General features: G+C 50.4%; 18 protein-coding genes and 1 tRNA gene. 15 read left to right on the top strand and 4 right to left on the bottom strand.

Translation table 11 applies throughout. The features are described from left to right. Positions 1-164: 164 nt before the first annotated feature. The 7 genes from BGX16_RS04155 to BGX16_RS04125 all read left to right on the top strand — a co-directional run bounded on the left by BGX16_RS04155 (position 165) and on the right by BGX16_RS04125 (position 7,587). On the top strand, positions 165-1,127 hold the full coding sequence (locus tag BGX16_RS04155) for an Rpn family recombination-promoting nuclease/putative transposase (protein ID WP_100424919.1): 963 nt from the start codon (positions 165-167) through the stop codon (positions 1,125-1,127). 123 nt (positions 1,128-1,250) lie between these two features. Next, complete coding sequence (locus BGX16_RS04150) at positions 1,251-1,928, top strand: hypothetical protein (RefSeq protein WP_146139520.1); 678 nt, start codon at positions 1,251-1,253, stop codon at positions 1,926-1,928. Beyond that, positions 1,928-2,806 (top strand): hypothetical protein, encoded by an 879-nt coding sequence (locus tag BGX16_RS04145; RefSeq protein ID WP_100424917.1) that lies wholly within the window; start codon positions 1,928-1,930, stop codon positions 2,804-2,806. The genes BGX16_RS04150 and BGX16_RS04145 overlap by 1 nt, the downstream gene beginning before the upstream one ends. Before the next feature lie 136 nt (positions 2,807-2,942). Further along, the gene (locus BGX16_RS04140; RefSeq protein WP_100424916.1) at positions 2,943-4,289 is read left to right on the top strand and encodes a glycoside hydrolase family 5 protein; all 1,347 of its coding nucleotides are present in this window, start codon (positions 2,943-2,945) and stop codon (positions 4,287-4,289) included. Positions 4,290-4,307: 18 nt separating this feature from the next. Then, a complete protein-coding gene (gene sppA, locus BGX16_RS04135) occupies positions 4,308-6,635 on the top strand; it encodes a signal peptide peptidase SppA (RefSeq protein ID WP_100424915.1) in 2,328 nt (775 codons plus the stop codon). A gap of 29 nt (positions 6,636-6,664) precedes the next feature. Further along, positions 6,665-6,735, top strand: a tRNA-Gln gene (locus BGX16_RS04130). 72 nt (positions 6,736-6,807) lie between these two features. Then, positions 6,808-7,587 carry an RsmB/NOP family class I SAM-dependent RNA methyltransferase gene (locus tag BGX16_RS04125; RefSeq protein WP_100424914.1) on the top strand — a complete coding sequence of 260 codons (780 nt, stop codon included), beginning with the start codon at positions 6,808-6,810 and terminating at the stop codon, positions 7,585-7,587. An 18-nt stretch (positions 7,588-7,605) separates the two neighbouring features. Here the strand turns inward: BGX16_RS04125 and rd are convergent, their stop codons facing one another. Beyond that, a complete protein-coding gene (gene rd, locus BGX16_RS04120) occupies positions 7,606-7,770 on the bottom strand; it encodes a rubredoxin (RefSeq protein WP_100424913.1) in 165 nt (54 codons plus the stop codon). 102 nt (positions 7,771-7,872) lie between these two features. On the opposite strand from rd, the gene BGX16_RS04115 reads away from it, so the two are divergent. Further along, the gene (locus BGX16_RS04115) at positions 7,873-9,279 is read left to right on the top strand and encodes a hypothetical protein (protein WP_100424912.1); all 1,407 of its coding nucleotides are present in this window, start codon (positions 7,873-7,875) and stop codon (positions 9,277-9,279) included. A 32-nt stretch (positions 9,280-9,311) separates the two neighbouring features. Here the strand turns inward: BGX16_RS04115 and opgC are convergent, their stop codons facing one another. Then, on the bottom strand, positions 9,312-10,361 hold the full coding sequence (gene opgC / locus BGX16_RS04110; protein WP_157797860.1) for an OpgC domain-containing protein: 1,050 nt from the start codon (positions 10,359-10,361) through the stop codon (positions 9,312-9,314). A 7-nt stretch (positions 10,362-10,368) separates the two neighbouring features. Further along, a complete protein-coding gene (locus BGX16_RS04105) occupies positions 10,369-11,469 on the bottom strand; it encodes a hypothetical protein (protein ID WP_100426744.1) in 1,101 nt (366 codons plus the stop codon). A 99-nt stretch (positions 11,470-11,568) separates the two neighbouring features. On the opposite strand from BGX16_RS04105, the gene BGX16_RS04100 reads away from it, so the two are divergent. Genes BGX16_RS04100 through recF form a run of 5 tightly spaced genes read left to right on the top strand, consistent with a single transcriptional unit; the run spans position 11,569 to position 16,629 of the window. Beyond that, positions 11,569-12,201 carry a LolA family protein gene (locus tag BGX16_RS04100; protein WP_100424910.1) on the top strand — a complete coding sequence of 211 codons (633 nt, stop codon included), beginning with the start codon at positions 11,569-11,571 and terminating at the stop codon, positions 12,199-12,201. Positions 12,202-12,209: 8 nt separating this feature from the next. Next, entirely contained in the window at positions 12,210-13,802 is a 1,593-nt protein-coding gene (locus tag BGX16_RS04095) for a hypothetical protein (RefSeq protein ID WP_100424909.1), read from the top strand. Between the two features lies 1 nt (position 13,803). After that, positions 13,804-14,826, top strand: coding sequence for a PorV/PorQ family protein (locus BGX16_RS04090; protein ID WP_100424908.1), 1,023 nt, complete (start codon positions 13,804-13,806; stop codon positions 14,824-14,826). Positions 14,827-14,858: 32 nt separating this feature from the next. After that, positions 14,859-15,518 (top strand): TetR/AcrR family transcriptional regulator, encoded by a 660-nt coding sequence (locus BGX16_RS04085; RefSeq protein WP_100424907.1) that lies wholly within the window; start codon positions 14,859-14,861, stop codon positions 15,516-15,518. 7 nt (positions 15,519-15,525) lie between these two features. Continuing rightward, complete coding sequence (gene recF / locus BGX16_RS04080) at positions 15,526-16,629, top strand: DNA replication/repair protein RecF (RefSeq protein WP_100424906.1); 1,104 nt, start codon at positions 15,526-15,528, stop codon at positions 16,627-16,629. Positions 16,630-16,657: 28 nt separating this feature from the next. On the opposite strand, the gene BGX16_RS04075 is transcribed toward recF, so the two are convergent. Further along, complete coding sequence (locus tag BGX16_RS04075) at positions 16,658-17,116, bottom strand: hypothetical protein (RefSeq protein WP_157797859.1); 459 nt, start codon at positions 17,114-17,116, stop codon at positions 16,658-16,660. Between the two features lie 95 nt (positions 17,117-17,211). On the opposite strand from BGX16_RS04075, the gene uvrB reads away from it, so the two are divergent. Both uvrB and BGX16_RS04065 read left to right on the top strand, forming a co-directional pair. Then, positions 17,212-19,383, top strand: coding sequence for an excinuclease ABC subunit UvrB (gene uvrB / locus BGX16_RS04070; RefSeq protein WP_241899441.1), 2,172 nt, complete (start codon positions 17,212-17,214; stop codon positions 19,381-19,383). A 71-nt stretch (positions 19,384-19,454) separates the two neighbouring features. Then, the gene (locus BGX16_RS04065) at positions 19,455-20,459 is read left to right on the top strand and encodes a hypothetical protein (protein ID WP_157797858.1); all 1,005 of its coding nucleotides are present in this window, start codon (positions 19,455-19,457) and stop codon (positions 20,457-20,459) included. The last annotated feature ends 45 nt before the right edge of the window (positions 20,460-20,504 follow it).

The raw sequence follows: 20,504 nt of genomic DNA, 5'->3' as shown, positions 1-20,504 counted from the left end.
GGCTCAAAGTGATTAATGAGCGATTAATCAGTTTTGCGGCTGAAGAATTCTTCTGTTTTTTGACGAAAATCGGCATTTCGTTTATGGCATGAATTTTGCAATAAAACGAATGCTTTCAAACGGAATCATCTTGTTGGAGTGGTAAGTAACTAGCAGAGGAAATAATGACAAAAGAACAATATGCGAAAATGCTTCGGGACATTTGCGAAATCCACAAGACTGGCGGCGATACGCGCGCCTGTATTGCAAAGTATACTGAACGCTATAAATATGTTTATGTCTACAATGACGATATTTTCAAAGTGCTTTTGGGAAATCCCGCCAACGAAGCTGTCACCGTTGATTTTCTGAATGCAGTGCTCAAATTGGATGGTGCCGATTGCATTGATCACGTCACATTTGCAAATCCTGTAAGCCCAGAAGCTTTTGCAAAAACATCGACTTCGGATATCGTGGCGGATGACCAACATAAGGATCGAATTGTCCTTGAAGTTCAGCATGTGAATGGCAAAAGCTATGCCGACCGTTTGGTGCTTTATGCCGCAAAGCATGTGGTTGCGGGCCGCGTCAAGGGTGAGGACTACTGCCTCCGCAACTTAAATTTAATCAGTCTGCAAATGTTCAACGGCTTTCCCCGTTCCGGGAATTATCGCCACAGCATCCGTCTCAAAAATCAGGAAAACGAGGTGTTTTACGAAAAGCAGACCATCACGCTTGTAGAAATTCCCAAGTTCCTAAAAGGGAATTTTACCAAGGACAACAGTCGCCTTGCGCTGTGGCTTCGCTTTTTTGAAAGTCTTAACGACGAGACTGTTGGGAACGCTGTCGTTGACCCAATGTTCCGTCTCTTGCAGGAGCGTGCAAAATTGAGTACATTTACAAATGAGTTCTTAGTAAGCGAGGCGATGAAGATGGGCGATCACAATTACGAACTTTATGTGGAGAAGGCTCGTGCCCGCGAAGAGGGCCTTTCCGAAGGCCGTGCAGAAGGCCGTGCAAAAGGACGTGCTGAAGGACGTGCTGAAGCACGGAGGGAGATGGCAAAGGGACTTCGGGATGCGGGAGTCAGCATTTCGCTTATTTCCAAACAAAGCGGCCTATCTGAAAATGAAATCTTAGCCTTGTAATGCAATCCATTTGCAGTAATTATAGACCTCTCTTCGGAGAGGTCTTTTTGTTTTAAACGGGAAACATCATTAAAATCTTTTTGCTTTTTTTGCAGAGAGGTGTGGTATATATTTTCCTAGGAAATGAAACGTATTTTTCGAATCGTTGGATTTTTAATTGCTGTGGCATCTTGCGCTTTTGCGCAGCCGTCAGATTCTAGTTCTACCCTTGTTCTTGCGCCTAATGCAAGTGAAGCGTCCTCAGAAAATCTGTGGGTGGATTTGGGCGTTGCTTTGGATGGTGCTTTTGGCATGTGGAATGTCAAACTTCAGGAAGATCACCTGAAAGCTCCGCATGTTGCTTTTGGACTTTCGGGGTTAATCGGGTATCATCATTTCGCATTCCGCCTGTCGGCTCTTGGCGAATATGAAGCAGTCTATGTTAGCGAAGGAACTCAGGCGACGATCAATGAAGGCTTTTGGCGCTTGGGTGGCGGAGCCGCTGTACGGTTCCAGTCCAGCAAGGAAAAGGGCGTCTGGGCAGAGCTCGGCTCGGCGGTTATGGTCGCTCTCCAGGATAAAATTACTTTGTGTGAAAGTCAGGAACAGAGTATTTATTGGGGACTTGAATCTCATGTGAAAGTTCCGCTCGAAATTTCTGCCGGTTACCGCTTCCCGCTGGGGGCGGTGTCTCTTGAAGCCGCGCTTTTCGGTGCTTACGATTTGACAAATTCCACGACTTTCGTTGTGAATGAAAGGAAGCACGATGCTCGGGCGTGGAACGTCGGTGCTCGTTTCGTTCTTTGGGCGGTGAGGCTGTAATGAAAAAATCGAAATTTTTTACCCTGGCCGCAAGCTTGCTTATCTTTGGGATGGTTGCGTGTGAAGATACGGATTTGAGGACTGTTTCTGGAATCGAATCCGTTGTAATGGAATCATCGTCTTCGACGATTTCATCCAGCTCAAGCGAGATAGTTTCATCGTCTTCGACGATCCCTAACGGCAATTCCTCGTCAAGTGCTGTGAGCTCTTCGTCGAGCGTGAAAGTCAATTCTTCGTCCAGCGTCAAAGTCAATTCTTCGTCGAGTGTGGCGGGGGAAACGAAACCATCCAGCTCCTCGGCAAAATCTTCAAGCAGTGCGGAATCGGTTGAAATTCTTGGAACCTGTGCTCCGCAAAAAGATTCCATTGTGATGACGCAGTGGGCAACGTGGGTCTTTACCCAGACGAGTCCTGCAGATACTAGTGTGGCAAGCTCCCTTAAGTTCAAATGGATTATTGAAGGCTCTTATCAAGGAACGGGTTCGGGAAAGGGACTTCGCAATGTTTCTGGCCAATATCCGGAAACGGGAACTTACATCGCAAGGCTTTCGATTGCGGGCGGCGATACAATCACATGTTCTCCGCTAATGGTGACGGTCGCTCCGATTACAGGCTGTAAATGCACGGCGTCTGCGGAAACGGTAGATGTTTCGAATGGCTATGGGCTTGCTAACTGGAATATCTCAGGTTGTGAAAGCCTCCTTGGTATTTCGGCCTATACCTGGTCAAGCGATGTGAACCCGACTTGGGCTAACGCTTCGCTAACGTTTACGGCTGCGGGACAATCGGTAACGCCGACGGTTGCTGTTTCGAACGACAACGGTTCGTATTTGGAAGTGACTTGCCCGACTGTGACGGCTATTCGATCGAATGAGTAGTGAGTGCGCGTGGCGATCACGTCTCTAATTTCTCAGCTCTGAGAGCCTGTGTTCAGCTGTAAACAGAATCGGTAGAAATCTTAGGCTGCTTCTCTTTGGCAAAAAATATATTGAAGAAAAAGCTTAGGGAGGCTATATGAAAATTCGCTATCTATTGGGTGCCCTACTTCTCTCTCTTCTGTCTGCCTGTGACGAAGATCTTTCTCCGTCTCCAGTGCTTGAAGAAGAACGGGCTCGCCAGCAGGCGATAGCGGATTCCATTGCGAAAGAAATTGCAATCCAAGATTCGATTGCGTATGAACAGCTTCTGGATTCGTTGGCGGAAGTCGCAAGACGGGATTCCATCATTCGCGATTCGCTTGTGCGCGATTCCATTATCCAAGATTCGATTCGCCAGATTGCGATTCGGGATTCCATTGTTCGCGACTCCATTGTTCGCGATTCTTTGAAACAGGATTCGATCCGGCAGGTTTATGACTTGCAGGATTCCTTGCTCCAATTGGACGTGCATGTCGCGGAACCGACGATCGAACCTCGCCGCGTGGGACCGGTCGGTCAGTACGGTGAAATGAAGGTTGGCTTGAATGCAGACGGCCATGGACGCATTTACGGTTCTTGCCCTGCGTATTCGACTCCGGGAAATGAAGTCCAGGTCCGTGGCATGAGCCTTTACTGGAGCCTCATAGAAAACGGCACGGATTTTTACAACGACGAAAAGATTACATGGATGGTCGATTCCATGCACATCGAACTGATTCGTGCTGCAATGGGCGTGGATTTGAACTGGGGCCGTGGCAATTACTTTACGGATACGGAAAAGTATCGCGCCTTCTTGGATGCCACAATCGAATCGGCAATCAAGAACGATATCTATGTGATCGTGGACTACCATTCTCATAAGGCGCATCTCGATCCTAAATCTTCGATGCTCTTCTTTGAATATGTCGCCCAGAAGTGGGGAGCCTATGACAACGTGATTTTTGAAATTTATAACGAACCGACGGATGCGCGTTGGAACTGGATCAAGCTCTATGCAGAAACGGTGATTCCCGTAATCCGCAAGTACTCGGATAACATGGTCATCGTCGGAAGCCCTGCGTGGGATCAGACTCCGGACCTTTTTGTGAAGGAACCGGTGGAAGGCGAAAATATTTCCTATTCCTTCCATTACTATGCAGGATCGCATAAGATTTCGAACCAGGGCATTCGCGCCGAAAAGGCGATGGCGGGCGGTCTTTCCGTGATCGTTTCTGAATGGGGAACGATTAATGCGAACGGCGATGGTGATGTTTCTGAACACAATTCGGAATGGCAGGAATGGGTTGACAAGTTCCAGCTTTCTTCGGCGAACTGGTCGGCTTCCTGTGTGCCCGAGGGAGCATCCGCTTTCGAAAGCCGCAATATGGAGCTCACGGCGAGCGGTCAGTGGCTTGCGGATAGCGTCTTCTCCAAGAATCCGACATTCTATGTGAAGTGCAAATAAGGTTATATTTTTTCAGAAATGAAAAAATATATCGCCCAGATTCTATTCACCCTGACTGTTACTTCTTTCGCATACCTTCCGGGGGAATGGATGTTTCCATCTCTCCCGAATTCAAACGGTCTCTTTGGGAATCCGGCGGGCCTTTCCGCATTCGATTCTCCAGGGGCTGTTTTGAATTTTGGATGTACCAAGGACGATGTTTATGAAATGTCCTTGGGTGCGAACGGCGATTACTTCGGTGCGTCTTTTGAATACCGCTCCGACTATGAAGGAGTCGATGAATCGCGATGGAATTGGATCAGTTCCATTCCGATGCTCGACCGTTTGGCGTTCCTTGGAATTTCGGTGGGTGCATTCCGCAGCGCCGATTTTGACGGAACGGATTTTTCGATGACGCCTGGCATTTTGGTGCGCCCGTTCAACTGGCTCGCTTTGGGTTTTGACAGCCGCCATGCACTGCAGTTCGGCCCAGAAAAGCAACGCCGGATGCAGGAATACGGGGCGACTGTTCGCCTATGGGACGGCTTTTCGGTCAGCTATGCCGGGGTGAACCAGAGCACGCACCGTTTGCTGTTGCAGGCCGATTTGAAGCTCTTGAACGTCGGGGTGCAGATTCCGCTTCACGGTAAGGAAGATTACCGAGTTTATCTTTCGCATGCGTTTGGACGCACGGTCCATGGAACGCTTTCGATTGACAACGATTGGAAGCCTCGCCATTTTTCGATTGGGTATCATTCGGCAAGAATCGCGGATGCGAACATGCTTTCCCGTGTGGTGCGCGTTCCGCTTTCGATGCCTTTGAAGGAAACGGAACAGGGCTTTTCTTTTTTTGGAAAACAGTCGCTCAGCTTAGAATCGTTGCGGGAAAACTTTGAACTGCTCCTTGCGGACGGTAGCGCGGAAGTAATCATTTTTGATTTCTCCGGTTACAAAGCGGGTACCGCGATTTCGAAGGAAATCGAAAGAGGCATTGCAAAGCTCAATATACAGGGGCGTGTTACGGTTGCTTACCTCGACGAGATCCGTCCGACGACGTTGCTTGCGGCAAGTTCCGCGTCAAAGATTGTGCTTGAACCTTCGGCTCGGGTGAATTACCGCGGTGTCGGCGGGGAAGTCCTTTATTACAAAGGCTTTTTTGACTGGATCGGGGTGAAGGTGGAACTTTTGCGTCATGGAGCTTACAAGTCGGCGGTTGAGCCTTACACCGCGGACTCGATGAGCGTCGAAGCCCGTTCGAATTACGAGACGCTTTACAAGGATTGGTGGAGGTCCATGACGGCGGACTCCCGCGTTCGGATATCAAATACGGAATCTTTGGATTCAATGATGGCTCATCCGAGCTTGCTCGCCCAGGATGCGAAAAGGGTCGGGCTTGTGGATACGCTTTTGTACTTGGACGAAGTCGCTCCTTATGTGCTGAAGACGCTTTACGGGATCGAAGCTCCGTTTGTGATGGTCTCGGACTTTGTGCCGAAAGCGGGCTTGCGCATTTTCGACGAGGACTGGCGCCCGCGTTCAAGGATTGCCTTGTTGAATATCGAAGGCTCGATCGTGGACGGTTCTGGCGGATACGATCCGATCACGGGAACACGCAGCACGGGTTCTGCGGAAGTTCTGGACGCCTTGGGAAACCTGATGCATTCTCCGGAGTATTCCGCGCTGATCGTGCGCATCAACAGCCCGGGAGGCTCGGCACAGGCTTCGGATGAAATCTGGCATCGCTTGCGCACGATTGCGAAGACCCGAATGCCGGTGATTGCGAGCATTGGCGACATGGGCGCAAGCGGTGGTTATTACATTGCATGCGGCGCAAATGAAATCATCGCCGAAAAGGCGAGCATTATCGGAAGCATCGGCATTTTTGGCGGCAAGGTCAGCTTTAAGGGGCTGCTCGACAAGCTCAAGCTTCGTATGGAACCGATCAAGACGCATCCGCATGCCGATGCCGAAGGGCAGGGCCGCGAATTTGACGACGAAGAAAAACAGGCATTGCAGAATTACATGGACGCCTTCTACGACCGCTTCCTCGGTGTGGTCAGCGAAGCGACGGAACTTTCGAAGGATTCCTTGGACAAAAGCCTTGCCGGTGGGCGCGTCTTCACGGGCAGTCAAGGGGTTCAAAACGGTCTTGTGCACCGGATTGGCGGAATGGATCTCGCGATAACCGAAGCCAAACGCTTGGCAGGGATTTCGGAGCGTCGCCCGGTGGTCCTCCAGTCGATTCTTACGGATGATTCCTACATCTCTAGGAGCTTTTCGGACCAAATTCGGCTCATGGATTGGCTGAACTCGGTAGAAAAAACACAAGTTTGGGCTCTTTTTGTCGCACCCCCCTTGCCGTTTTAAACATTTTTTCTAACTTTGGGTCAAATCACTGAGCTATGGTGTAATGGTAGCACAACAGATTCTGAATCTGTTTGTCTTGGTTCGAGTCCAGGTAGCTCAATAAGATAGGTCGGTTCTTAGGAATCGGCCTTCTTATTTTTTAAACCCTTCTAAAGTTTCTAATTTAGCCCGCATGGCAGCTCCCGATTTCTTTGCTTTCTACTCGGAATACTTTGGCGAACGTTGGAACGCCTTACTGCCGGCTCTCCGTGGAGAAGCCGTTTACGAAACGATCCAATACCCCGAAAAGGAACCGTATTATCTGGATGAAGCCTCTGCGTTTGCGGCACGAGCTCTTGGCGTAGAACCCGGCATGGACGTTCTCGACATGTGCGCAGCCCCGGGCGGTAAAACGCTCATCCTCGCCCAAGCCTTGCAAGGCAAAGGTTCCTTGCAGTCTAACGACCGTTCGCCCGACCGCAGACAGCGCCTTTCGCATGTGCTCGAAAACACGCTCCCCGAAGAATATCGGAAAATCGTTCAGGTCTCCGGCTACGACGGTGTCCGCTTTGGCATGTACCGCAAGGAAACTTTTGACCGCATCCTTCTCGATGCGCCCTGTTCCTCGGAACGGCACGTGATGGAAAGCGAAAAATACTTAGCCGAATGGTCTCAGAAGCGCATTTCGCACATTGCGATTACACAAGGCTCGCTGCTTGCGAGCGCTGTCGATGCTCTAAAACCGGGAGGCCAAATGATATACAGCACCTGTGCGCTTTCCAAAATGGAAAACGACGACGTGGTGCGCAAAATCTTGAAAAAACGCAAGGGCAAAGTCCGCGTTTTGGAAATGAAGCCAGACATTCCCGGAACGGATCAAACCGAATTCGGCTTGCAAATGCTTCCGGACCGCTGTGCGGGACGAGGGCCTATCTTCTGCGCAAAGCTCGAAAAACTGGAAAACGAAAATTAATTTGTCTGTAATTTGAGACTAGTCGATTTCCACTTCGAAGTCTTTCTTTTCAGTTCCGCAAACGGGACAAACCCAATCCTCGGGCAAGTGTCCAAAGGCGATACCCGGCTCGATGTTGCCTTCCGGATCTCCTTCTGCGGGATCGTAAATGTAACCGCATTCAGTGCAATGATATTTTTTCATCTGAATCTCCTGGATAAAGGTGAATAGATGTTCCCCTTTTTACGATTTAAATTATTTTAACGATGTATGATGTCGTCCTTTAAAATCTTTTTTGCGTCGCTGATGATTCTTTCGGTGGCCGTCTTTGCGCGTGATGTGCCCGTTCGTTTTGTTCTGCTCACCGATTCCGTGGAGCAGGATGCAAAGTTTGTAAAGCTTGAAAAAGATACGGTTTATCTGTTGCCGCTTGATTCCGCAGAGAAGGCGGAAATCCAGAAGGCAGATGAAGCGCTCTTAGACAAGATAGATCCGGATTCTACGGCTTCGGATTCCGTAGAACATGCGGCGGAAGAGTCTTCGAATTATGCGGTCGTCAATTCGGCGGAAGCGGTCGAAGATTCTCTTGCAAGGCTCGACTCGATTGCGGAAGCTGCGCGTGTGGCGGATTCGGTGGCCAAGGCTCAAGCCGCAGCGGAAAACGATTTCGAAACGGCTCTCCTTGCACAGGAACAGCAGGCGGAAGCGGACTCCTTAGCCAAAATCCAAGCGGAGGAAGATTCCATTCGTGCGAAAGAAGTGCAGGATTCGATTGCAAAAGAGGCTGCAATCCCTGTGGAGCAGAAGTACATCAAGTATTACAAGCTTGACTTTAAACGCATGACGAACTTGGAAAACAAGGAACCGGTGAATCTTTCGCTTTCGGACTTTGTCTATACCGAGGATGAAGAGGAATACGAGCCTCTCTATCCGGAAGGAGGTGCGAATATCCTTGTGAGCTCTTACCCGGACAGTTGCGAACTCTTTATCAACGGCGAACCCCTGGAAATGTTTGCCCCGGATACCGTCCAAAAAATCAAGCCGGGTAAGTACACGTTCTCGGTCAAAAAGCGTTTGAAGGACGTGGACTGGTGGGGATCGAAGACGGTGAAGATCAATGCGGATTCTTTGAACAAGGTTCACATTGCCGTGGAACGCCCGACGACAAAGCTCACCGTGGCAACGATCCCGGACGGCGTGGAAGTTTATATCGATGAACAGCCGACGGAAAGCGTGATGCCGAAATACCTGACGGACGTGGCGATTGAAACGGAACCGTCGGTCGCGAAAACGGTTTACATGCGCAAGATCGGCTACCTGGATACCGCTGTCACGGTCGAAGTCCGCGCCTTTATGCCGAACCCGATTTACGTGGAACTTGAAGCGGTCGATAATTCAAGCGTTGTGGAAATGCAGCGTGAATATGAACGCGAACGTTCCCGCCGCTACATTGGCCGTGGCCTTTTGTGGAGCTCCATTGTGCCGATAATCGCTGGTGGCGTGTTCTGGTACTTGGCGGAAAGCGATTGGAGCGAAGCGGCGGACAAGAAGACCGCTTACGAGAAGAGCGCCTTTGAAAGCGCCGATACGCAGAAGCTTGTGAAACAGAATAAGGACTTGAACGATTCAGGCGACACGAAGGGTATTGTCGCTCTCGGATTCGGCGTGCTCGGTGTGGGACTTTTTGTGACGGGCTTTGTGCTCGCCTTCTAAGCCTTCAAAAATTTCAACATGGGTGGGGAATTTTAAGCTCTCGGCTTTTTGTCGAGAGCTTTTGCGATGAAAAGAAGGAGAACGCAGCACAAGAGAGGTGCGGTCACGTTGTACGGCAAGTGGTACTGCACCGCGTTCGGCGTTGCCATCCACAGGTAGACGAAAATCGTGTGGGCTGTATAGACTTCAAGGCTGTGACGGCCTAAGATTGCGCAAGGCTTAAAGTCGAGCCAGGTGGGCCTATGACGCACGATAAACGAAATGATGCAGACGAAGGCGATAAAGTTTGCAAACCGCAGAATGCCGACGTGGGCCTTGGAAATCAGGATTTCGCTCGGTTGGGGAATTCCCCAAAAGCCATGGGACCAGAAAAAGCAGAAAACGCAAAAGACGAGGGCAATCGGGAAAAGATGGTCGAGGAGTTTCGAAGGCGAAGCCAGCGGGGAATTCGGACGCTTCCACATGGCACTGAGGGCGGCTCCGCTAAAGTATACGAATTGCCACGAGAAAAGATCAAAAAATCCGGGATTCATCCAGCTGGGGAAAACGTGCAGAATCGATTCGCGGAGTGGACCTTGCGACAGCGTCCAAATGCCAAAAGAAATTCCCCAGGCGAGCTTCAAATGACCTCGGGTCATCCAGGGGACGACGAACGATCCAAAAAGAAGAAGAAAACAGTACAGCGGAAGTACGTCGAGCCATTCGGGCAGGTAGGCGAGGGCTGCGATTAAAACAGATCCGCTGAACGGATGTGCGTACAGACCTTTGAAAAAAGGAGCAATCTTGGAAAGAAGCAAGAACGCGGTGAGGGCAAGGAAAATCACCGAGCTGATGTGGAACTTCCAAATGCGAAAGGCGCGCTTTCGCATCCAGCTCGTGTCTTCGCCGCGCGCCGTTTTGCTGATGACGGCGAGCATGCCGACAAATCCCGAAAGAAAGAAGAATCCTTCCGCAGCAGAGAAGAAGCCGAAACTCTGGTACAGCGCATGGCTGATCGGTCCGCTGAAATGGTCCAGCGTCATCTGTAATAAAAGAAGCCCTCGAATGGAATCAAGGGCTTGAATACGTTTTGAATGTGCCACGGGTCGTTTAGAATTCGACGTGTCCGCTCATCCCCATGGAGAAGTGGTTTGCACCTTTACTGCAGATATTGTAACCTGCCCAGAAGATGATTTCCGCTTCGACGGTCGGGTAGAGATAGAAGGACGGGCCGACGAAGTGGCGACTGTCGTTGTGCTGTTCCGTACTCGGATCGTGGAATTCATAGGTAAAGCCCATGGAGAACTTCTTGTGCAGATCCAAGGACGGTTCGATGTAGAACATGCGTTCGTCTTCGGTGAAGGTTTGGTCGACGACGGAAGAATCCTTTTCGGCGAGGAGAGCCTGGTAGTAAGACGCTGCGATGTTGAAGAACTTGTAGTTGAAGGACGGTTCCACGAGGAAGGTGTGGACGCCGTGACCCTTGTACGGGTGTGTACCCCAGGTCGCGTTGATACCGTAACTGAAGAGGTCGCTGCTCTTGGCGTACTGGATTTCGGTACCGAGAGCATAGGTGTAGGAACGGCCGATTTCCTTGCCGAAGACCCAGTCAAGGCTCGGGGTAATCGTGAAGCGTTCTTCCGTCTTGGAAATCAGGTCGAAGCCATAGGTGATGAACGCGGCGAGCGAGTGGGAGTTGTTTTCGGTAGCGCCGATGTAAGCCTTGCCGTTTTCCACTTCGAAGCCGATACCGCGGATGCTCTGATCGCGGAGGATAACCGCATAGTCTTCGGTGTCGCGCCAGTAGTAATAAGAGAAGGAACCTGCATTGTAGGTGAGGTCACCGAACACGATGCGGGCGAGCGGGGTGAACTGCCATGCGAGAGACACTCCGTCAAAGTTAAATCCTGTCCAACGGTTTTCTTTGTCACCCATGGCGGTTGCGCGGTTTTCGTGGCGCACCTGGGAAGCTTCTGTACCGTTTTCCGAGACGTAGTTACTGTGGGTGCGACCCTGGATGCTCACGGAGACGTTTTCGTCGAGAAACACTTTGGATTCGAGCTTAATGTCTTGGTTCGCGGCGTTGGTCGGGCTAAAGTCCTTATCCCAGTAAGAAGCGTAATCGGCATCGATTTCGCCGTGCAATTCAACATCGACTGCGAAAGATGCAGTGGCTGCGGCAAGAACAAAAAGGCTAAGGTGCTTGATCATAGTTTCCTTTGCGTAAAAACTCATTTGGGCTTCAAAATAGAAATATGCACGAAAAGAATCCATCAAGTAGGGGTCCCTTTTTTGTAAATTAGGCCTATTATGGGACTTTTCCAAAAAATTTTGACGACTGCGATCACGGCTTTGGCCGTAAACGCTTTGGCTGCTCCGGCGGATTCCGTCATGACGCTTTCCAAAAAATGGTTCGATTCGGGCAAAGCCTGGAATTTTGACTTTAAAATCCGCGTGGATTATGCAGGCTCTCCGCAGACCGGTTACCAGAGCGGGAACTTGCTTGTGACCGGCAAAGACATGTTCCGTTTGCAGCTCCAGGGAATGGCTATCTATTGCGACGGTACGAACTTTTGGCAGTGGAACCAGGAACAGCGCCAGGTCCTGCTCAAGCTTTTAGAAGACATGGAAAGCAATATGCACCCGTCGGAGATCCTGTTTAAGTATCTCCAGTGCAAGCCTCTTTCGATGAAGCAAGACAAGATCGGAAAAAAGTCGGCGAACGTGATTACCTTGGACGCTTCCAAATATGGCAAGGATTTTGCCGAAATGGAAGTTTGGCTTTCGACAAAAGACGCTTCTCCGCTGCGCCTTGTATCGGTCGATCGCCTGGGAAATGTCTCTACTTATGAAGTTTCGAACTTGAAGCGTTTAGATAAAGTGAACAAGGAAGACTTTATTCTGAAACCGGAAAAAGGCGTCGACGTCATCGATATGCGCTAGGAGGGGAAATGAAGCGTTTGAAAAAAGCGATTCTTGAGCTTGGACTTTTTGCCGTCTCTGCGTTTGCGGCTAAAGGGGAAAGCTTTGTCAGTAATTTCACGTATGCGGCAGGACCTACATCTACGACGGGTTCGATCTGGGTCGTGAGCCGTGGCAATGCGGGCAGCGGACTTTCGCTCGTTTCGCTTTCGCCGACTTCGGGAACGGTTTCGTATTCCATTACGGCGACGGAACTTTTGCCGGATTCGCTGACACCGGTACAGGATGGGGTCTTTTCGGATGTGACGGCGGAACACCGTCGCACGCCTTTTGCAAATGCGGGCAAGCTCGGATTTGTCGTACCGCTGATTGCGGAAACCGATTCGGGCTATTTGGCTCCTTATGGTTATTTTAGCGCTCGCACGGCAAATGCTGTGACTGCAAAACCTCTTCCGGCTCCGAAGGGGGAATTTCCGGAACTTTCGGAAATGTCTCATGCGATTTCCGCCTTTGTGTACGATTCGACATCGAGCGTCTTGTGGATGGCTCGCGGCATTTACGGGGTGGCGAAGGAAGACGTAAGCGGTGGTATCAACTCTCCGAAACGTTCGAATTTCGTGGTGAACAAAAAGAGCTTGACTCTCGATTCTTTGAAGTCCTCTTCGGTCGTGGATACGGTGAACAATCCGGCGGTGTTTGGCATGGCCCGTTCTTTGGATGGAACTTTTTATCTGGCGACGGCGGGTGGGCTTTTTACGCTCGACATTTCGAATTTTAAGCTCAAGGCTTCAGGCGTGAAGGGCCTGGATACTTCTCGTGTAACAGGCGTCTGGATCGGTGGAAATCCGGAACAGATCATTGTGGAAACGAGCAAGCGTGGCAAGTCCAGCACGGAAGATAAACTGTGGCGTTCTTATAATGGAAAGGCTTTTGCCGAAGTCGTGTTTCGCGATACCACGGGCAAGGCTCAAAAGAATATTTACGACAAGAATGACTTTACGACAAGTGATGTCGCCTTTATCGGTGACAGGGCATTCCTTTCGGTTCAGGCGGTGGAAGGAAGCGCAAGCGGTCTTTTGAAACTCGACAGTATCGGTGCAATTCCGTATGACGATGAAGATAACCAGTGGCTTTACGGCTTGAACGCAGGCGTGGTCGATCGCAACGTAGAAGTGACGTCCATCGCAGCCTTCCCGATGACGGCCAAGATAACGGGCCTTGTCGCTTGTACGAATGGTGCGGGCATTTCGGTTTCGGCGGACACGGGAAAAACCTGGACGCACATCATGAAGCAGACGGCCCTCAAGGATAACTTGGGTTCGATCCGCATGATTCCTTCGGTCATCGGTGCGGATAACCAGTCCTTGGTTTCTTACAAGGTGAGCAAGAATTCAAAGATTACGATTGAAGTCTTTAGCTACGATATGCGTCGCGTTCGCACAATCGTCAAGGATGCAGAACGCGCGGCCAGTGCAACGCGTAGCACACTTGCTACGGAAGATTATTGGGATGGCCGTGATAACGCCGGCAATGCGGTGGCGATGGGCATTTATTATGTGCGCGTGAAGGATAATCACGGGCATGTCGGTTGGGGCAAAGTGATGACCGTAGGAGGCAAATAAGATGAAGCGTTTATTTGTACTCTTTTTTTTGATGGCTTGTGCGAGTGTTTTTGCCGATAAGAAGGCGGCTCTTGGCGGCATGGACGGTTTTGTGGAACGTATGGCGACCGGTGGGCGTGAACTCGGACGTGGAAACATCGGTGCGGCAGATACGTCGGCAATGCCTTCGGTGTATTTTAACCCGGCCCTTCTCGCGTTCCGCAGTAATGTGGGATACGCCCTTGCGGCGGAAAAGCGCGATCTCGATCGCGCGGGCGGATCGCTTGGCATTGAATCTTCGGTGGGAAAACGGATGGGCATTGGCGCTGCGGTTTTGTACCGAACCGATTTGGACTTTGAAGTCATCAACAGCGATGATGAAACGGTCGGCAGTGCGCAGCCCTACTTTACGACGACTTACATCGGCGTCGGTTATCGTTTGACCCGTAAAGACGGTATCGGCTTTTCTTTGGCGATGAGCTACGACAACCTGGATATTTCGGGCGACTATGAAGATGCGGATCTCGTGGATTCTTACCAGAGCCCTGTCGTTTTGAACCTTGGCTGGCATCGAGAATGGAACGAACATTGGTCGACTGCAGTCGTGATTCGCAACTTGAGCTTTAGCAAGAACCTTTCGGCAAAGTGGACTCGCAATGCTTCGAATGACAATTCCGTGGAGCAGAGCGAAGGTGTGCGCCCCAAGGTTCTGCAGATCGGTCTCGGTTACCATACGAAACTTTTAGAACGTCCGATTTCCGTTTGGATGGAAGCGCTCGATTACCAGGTTGCGGATACACTCCTCGTTTTTGACCCGGATTGGCATATTTGGACGGGTCGTTTTGGTATGGAATGGGAAGCTCTTGAAAATTTGATTGTGCGTGGCGGTTTTGACGAATTCAACTACACGTTTGGTTTGGGTTACAAATTCAGTCTGCGTTTGGGCAAGAGAAAGTACTTCTTCCAGATTGATTATGCTCTGGTTTATGAATCTCAGGCGGAACTTTGGAACCCGTTGAGCTTCGGTTTCCGCGGTTGGCTATGATGAACGGGACTTCATTAAACTAACTTTGAAATATGATGGCAGAAGAAATCGAAAAAAACGCATCGAAGTTCGGTCCGCGCTGGCAGCGTAAAAAAGAAGATCGCCCCCAAGAAATCTTGGATGCGGCGGTGGAACTTTTTGTACAGCAGGGCTTTGCGGCTACGAAGGTGAGCCAAATCGCTCGCAAGGCCGGTGTGACGCCGGGAACCTTGTATGTGTATTACAAGAACAAGGAAGCGATTCTGCAAGAAGTCGTGATGAAGGCTCTGAGCCCTATCTTCTACGATGCGGATTCGATTTTGAACAATTATGCAGGAACGGCCAAGGACCTGGTCTCCATTTTGATTGAAAAGTGGTGGAACGCAGTCGGCGGCGAAAGCAAGATTTCGGGCATTCCAAAACTCATCAGTGCAGAAGCTTCGAATTTCCCGGAACTTTCTGATTTCTACAAAAAAAACATTTTGACTCCGGCTTACAATTACATTCGCCTAGTATTAGAATATGGCATTAAGACAGGCGAATTCCAGATAGAAAATGTGAACGCAGTCGCCTATACGATTTTGTGCGCTTTCCACGGGGCTGTTTTGGATGCTTATTCGTTTAAAATCGCTGCTTCGAATGGTGTTCAGGTGGGACTCTTCAAGGGCATGTTCCACGACCTGGTGCTTCACGGCATTTTAAAGACAAAGTAATTTCCAAATGATCCGTTCGCTCTCCCTGCTCTCCTTGCGTAATTTGCACGAAGGCCATTGGGAATTCGGCGACGGGATTACTGTTATCTGCGGAAAAAATGGCATCGGAAAGACGACCTTGCTCGAAGCGATTCATTTGCTTTGTGAAGGATATTCTTTTCGCACGCATACGCTTTCGGATTTAATCGGCTGGAATGAACCGGAATTGATTTTACGCGGGCAGCTTGCGGAATCGTCAAGCGCGGATCGCCTTTATGAACGCGCCCTTTCGGTTCACAGGACCAAGGGGACGACGGTCAAAAAGGACGGCGTCCTTTGTAAAAGTGTCGGTTCCTTTTTTGGAACGATTCCTGCGGTGATCATGCAGCCCGCCGATATGGAAATGGCACGAGGGGCACCCGAAATCCGCAGGCGTTACCTCGATGAACTTCTCTGCTTTCGCCATGTGCGGAATGCGGACTTGCTTCGCCGTTACCGTCGCATTCTTGCAGAACGCAATCAATGGCTGAAACAGAATAAGCTCGGCGAAGCGGTCGGCGGGGAAGAACTTTTTTCCGTTCTCACGCAACAGCTGATAGACCTTGCGGTTTCTGTTTGGAAGGAACGCTTGGAACTGGTGCAAGAAATCGCTCCCGCCATTTGCCGCTATTACGAAATGCTCGCCGGCAAAGGCGATGAAGTTTCGGTCGCTTACAAAAGTTCCGTGGCACAGGAAGGTTTTTCGGAAGAAGCGCTGCGTGAAGCTTTTGTCGAAAAAATGGACACGCTCGACATTGCCGAACGTTTGCAGGGAATTTCCCTCGCAGGGCCTCACAAGGACGATCTTCTTTTGTCGTTGCACGATCATGAAATGCGCTCTTCCGGTTCACAGGGGCAGTGCCGCAGCGCGACAATCGCTTTAAGATTCGCCGCTTCGGATATTGCAAGCGCACATCTCGTCAAACCGGTACTGCTCTTGGACGATATCTTTGCCGAACTCGACAAAAGCCGCCGTGGAGCAGTTGCTGACGTGATACGAGAAAAGCAGTGCCAGGTTTTTGTGGCGACGCCCCGTGCCGAAGATCTTCCGTTTAAAGCGAATGCGAAAATCGTGATGGATTCGCAATGCTGAAGGGGATATTGTGACTACCGCAGCGAATTCACGAAATCAATTTGACATCGTCCTTGCGTTTTTCCAAAAGCCTTTGATAAAAAGGGTAAAGAAAACTGTCGTAAGAAATTTGTCCAAAAAGGATTGCCTTGGAGTGCATCGCGGCAATATCGTTTACAAAGCGGTTCGTCGCCGCGTTAAAATGATCCCGATGGAAAAAGCTTGCGATCAAAAGTCTGCCTTCGTCGATTGCGCGGTCTTCTTCGCGGCTTAAATATTCGGGCAGGGATTTTCCGAGGAGCCAAATCGCCTTGCCGCCGTTTTGCAGAACGTAGTGTAAAAAGCATTTTTCCGCCTGGGAATGGAATGGCCCCGTGAAGCAAACTTCGGACGGGGATTCTTTGACCCATTCGAGAACTTTTTGAACAAATTCTCTTTTTGCTTTGCGCGAAAGAAAAACGGCGATTTTCGGCTCGTGCCATAATTTTTTGTTTCCGAGATTTTCCATGCATACCTCCGTGTTGAAAAAGGAAAATTCTCCTTCTTTAAAGACGTTTTTGTAGGCCAAACGTCTACGCAAAAAGTGAAAATTTTTGGTTTCTTATGTACATTTTAGCCATGGCACGTGCACGTAAATCGATCCGTCCGGATCCGTATCAAAGACCTTTCCTTGAAAAGCTTTCCCCAGAACAGAGTAAACCGGGAGAACTTCCGCAATTTTTGGAAGCGACCCGTGCGAATTACGATTTGCACAGTGCATACGGGGCTGCAGGCGACCAGCCTTCGGCTATTCAGAATTTGACCGAAGGCTTTGAACGCGGGGAACGTTTTCAGTGCCTGCTCGGTGTGACGGGTTCCGGCAAAACGTTTACCATGGCGAACGTGATTAAGAACGTGGGGAAGCCGACGCTCGTTTTGACGCATAATAAGACGCTTGCCGCTCAGCTGTATCAGGAATTTAAAACGTTTTTCCCGAATAACGCCGTGGAATATTTCGTGAGCTACTACGACTACTACCAGCCGGAAGCTTACATCGTCCACACGGACACCTATATTGAAAAAGACGCGGCGATCAATGACGAAATCGACAAGCTCCGTTTGCGTGCGACGAGCAACCTTTTGACTCGGCGTGATACGATTATCGTGGCGAGCGTGAGTTGCATTTACGGCCTGGGCTCTCCGCGGGAATATTTTGATTTGATGGTGCGCCTCAAAGTGGGGCAGGGGATTGAACGCGATACGATTTTGATGCAGCTTGTACATATCCAGTATCAGCGAAATGACTTTGCTTTGGAACGCGGATCGTTCCGCGTGCGCGGTGACGTGATTGAGGTTTATCCGAGTTACGATGACGTGGGAATCCGGATTGAACTTTTTGGCGATGAAGTCGATCGCATTTGCCGATTTGACTTGATTACGGGGGAAGCGAAGGAATCCTTGCCGGACATTCGCATTGCACCTGCCCGTCACTTTGTGACGCGGGAAGATACGCGCGAACGCATCGCTCAGGATATTCAGTTGGAACTGAATGAACGCTTGGAACAGCTGACGAAAGAAGAAGCCTCGTTCCGCAAATCGGGCAACACTTCGGAAGCGGATGCGCGTGTGCTCGCGAGAGCTCGCCTGGAAAGCCGTACCAAGTACGATATGGAAATGATCCGTGCCACGGGCATCTGCTCGGGCATTGAAAATTATTCCCGCATTGTGGAACAGCGCATGCCGGGAACGCGTCCGTTTACGCTGCTCGATTACTTTGGCGAAGATTGGCTTTTGATGATCGATGAAAGCCATGTGAGCGTTCCGCAGATCGGTGGCATGTCGGAAGGCGACAAGTCCCGTAAAACGAATCTGGTGCAGTACGGCTTCCGTTTGCCGTGTGCTTTGGATAACCGCCCGATGAACTTTGATGAATTCGAAGCGATTTATCCGCAGCAGGTGCTGTTTGTGAGTGCGACGCCGGGTGAATATGAACTTGAAAAAACGGGCGGCGCGGTTGTGGAACAGATCAACCGTCCGACAGGCCTTCTCGATCCGAAAATCGAAATGTACCCGGTGCAGGGTCAGATGGATGTGCTGCTCAAGCGCATTTCGGAAGTGACGGCTCGGGGTGAACGCGTCTTGGTGACGACGCTGACAAAGAAAATGGCGCAGGACCTGACCGACTTCCTCATTTCGGTGAACGTGAAGGCGCGCTATTTGCACAGCGAAATCAAAACCTTGGAACGTCACAAGCTGTTGCGCGGACTGCGCAAGGGAGACTTTGACGTGCTCGTCGGCATTAACCTTTTGCGCGAAGGCTTGGACCTGCCGGAAGTTTCTCTCGTCGCCATCCTCGATGCGGACAAGGAAGGCTTTTTGCGCAACTACCGCAGTCTCATTCAGACGATGGGACGCGCGAGCCGTAACGTGAATGGAACGGTGATCCTTTTTGCGGACGTGATGACGGAAAGCCTCGACAAGGCTCTGGCAGAAACCCGCCGTCGTCGAGAAGTTCAGGAAACGTTCAACGCCGAACATGGAATTGTGCCGAAATCCGTGAGCCGCAAACTGGAAGATGACCTCGAAATGGTCGATCCGCTCGGCGAAATCATGGGCAAGGGCAAAAAGCCCAAAAAAGGCAAAAAATCAGAATTTTCCGGTCCGCCGGAGGCAGACGATTTGGATGAATGTGCGACACTTGAAGAACTCGAAGCGAAGATGAAGGCGGCTGCCGCCCGTCTCGACTTCGAAGAAGCGGCCCGTTTGCGCGATATTATCCGTGACCGAAAGGATTAATTCCTCTTTACGTTCGTTCTTTTGTGTAAAAATTTGTGTATTTTCACTAAGAAATTACAACGAGGAGTCTTATGAATTTCAAAAAAATGATGTTGGCTTTAGGTACGCTTGCGTCCTTCGGTTTAGTCGCTTGCGGTAGCGATTCTTCTTCTTCGGGTCCGGAGTCGGATCGCTCGAGCAGCAGTGCAGAACATATCGTTCTCCCGGAATCCAACGGCGACTCGCTGATTACGGTTTCGAGCTTTAAGGCTGCTTATGCGACGGCAACGTCTTTGAAGTTTACCGGCTCGATCGCCGCGGTTTTGAGCATTGACACGACGACCGTGATTGACTCGGTGCAGTTCAAACTCGGCAACGAAAGCGGCTATGCTTCTTCTTCGGACTTTAGCTTTACGCAGCTCACGGAATCGGTTCCGATGCTTTCGATCGGCTCCGTGTTGAATCCGACTCTCGACATTTCCTCGATGGCGGAATGCGGCTCCTTTACCGTGTACCTGATCGTTTACGGGCACAACAACGATTTGAAGTTGGTGGCGAAGGATTCGACAGTCTTTACCCGTTCTGCAAGTCAATGTGCGACGGAAGAATCCAGCAGCTCTGTGGCAGCTTCTGAAGATCCGGAACTCACCTCTTGGGAAGTGACCCTTTCGACGGTTGTGACCGAAGCGAATGCGGTAGATCTGGATTCTAAGACGACGTATTTGAGCACGGACCTCGTGGCAAATGCGGCTGATATCGATCTTTACCTTGCACGTGAATCTCGTGCCGCTGTCCTTTACACGAATGCCGCAATTGAAGATGGCAACGTGGTGGACGCTTCGATGATCGCAGAAGAAACCCGCAGCGGCTTTGACTACGTCTCCTTCAATGATCCGTGCCACGTGAGCGACTTCCGCTATGACTCGAATGCTCTCACGATTTCGGCAAGCGACTTTGAACTCGTGACGTCTTATGTGGTGATTACTTCCAAGTTCAACGCGGCAACGGGCGAAGGCTTTTTTGTGGTCCTTCCGCATTCTCCGATGACAGCGGGAACGGATGTTTCGATTGAGTTGACCATTCTGGGTGCTTATTAATCGTCGAATTTACAACTCTCTTGCAAAAGGCTCCCCACGGCGGGA

The sequence above is a fragment of the Hallerella succinigenes genome (assembly GCF_002797675.1).
Lineage (GTDB): Bacteria > Fibrobacterota > Fibrobacteria > Fibrobacterales > Fibrobacteraceae > Hallerella > Hallerella succinigenes.
This window is presented reverse-complemented; position numbering and strand designations above follow the sequence as displayed.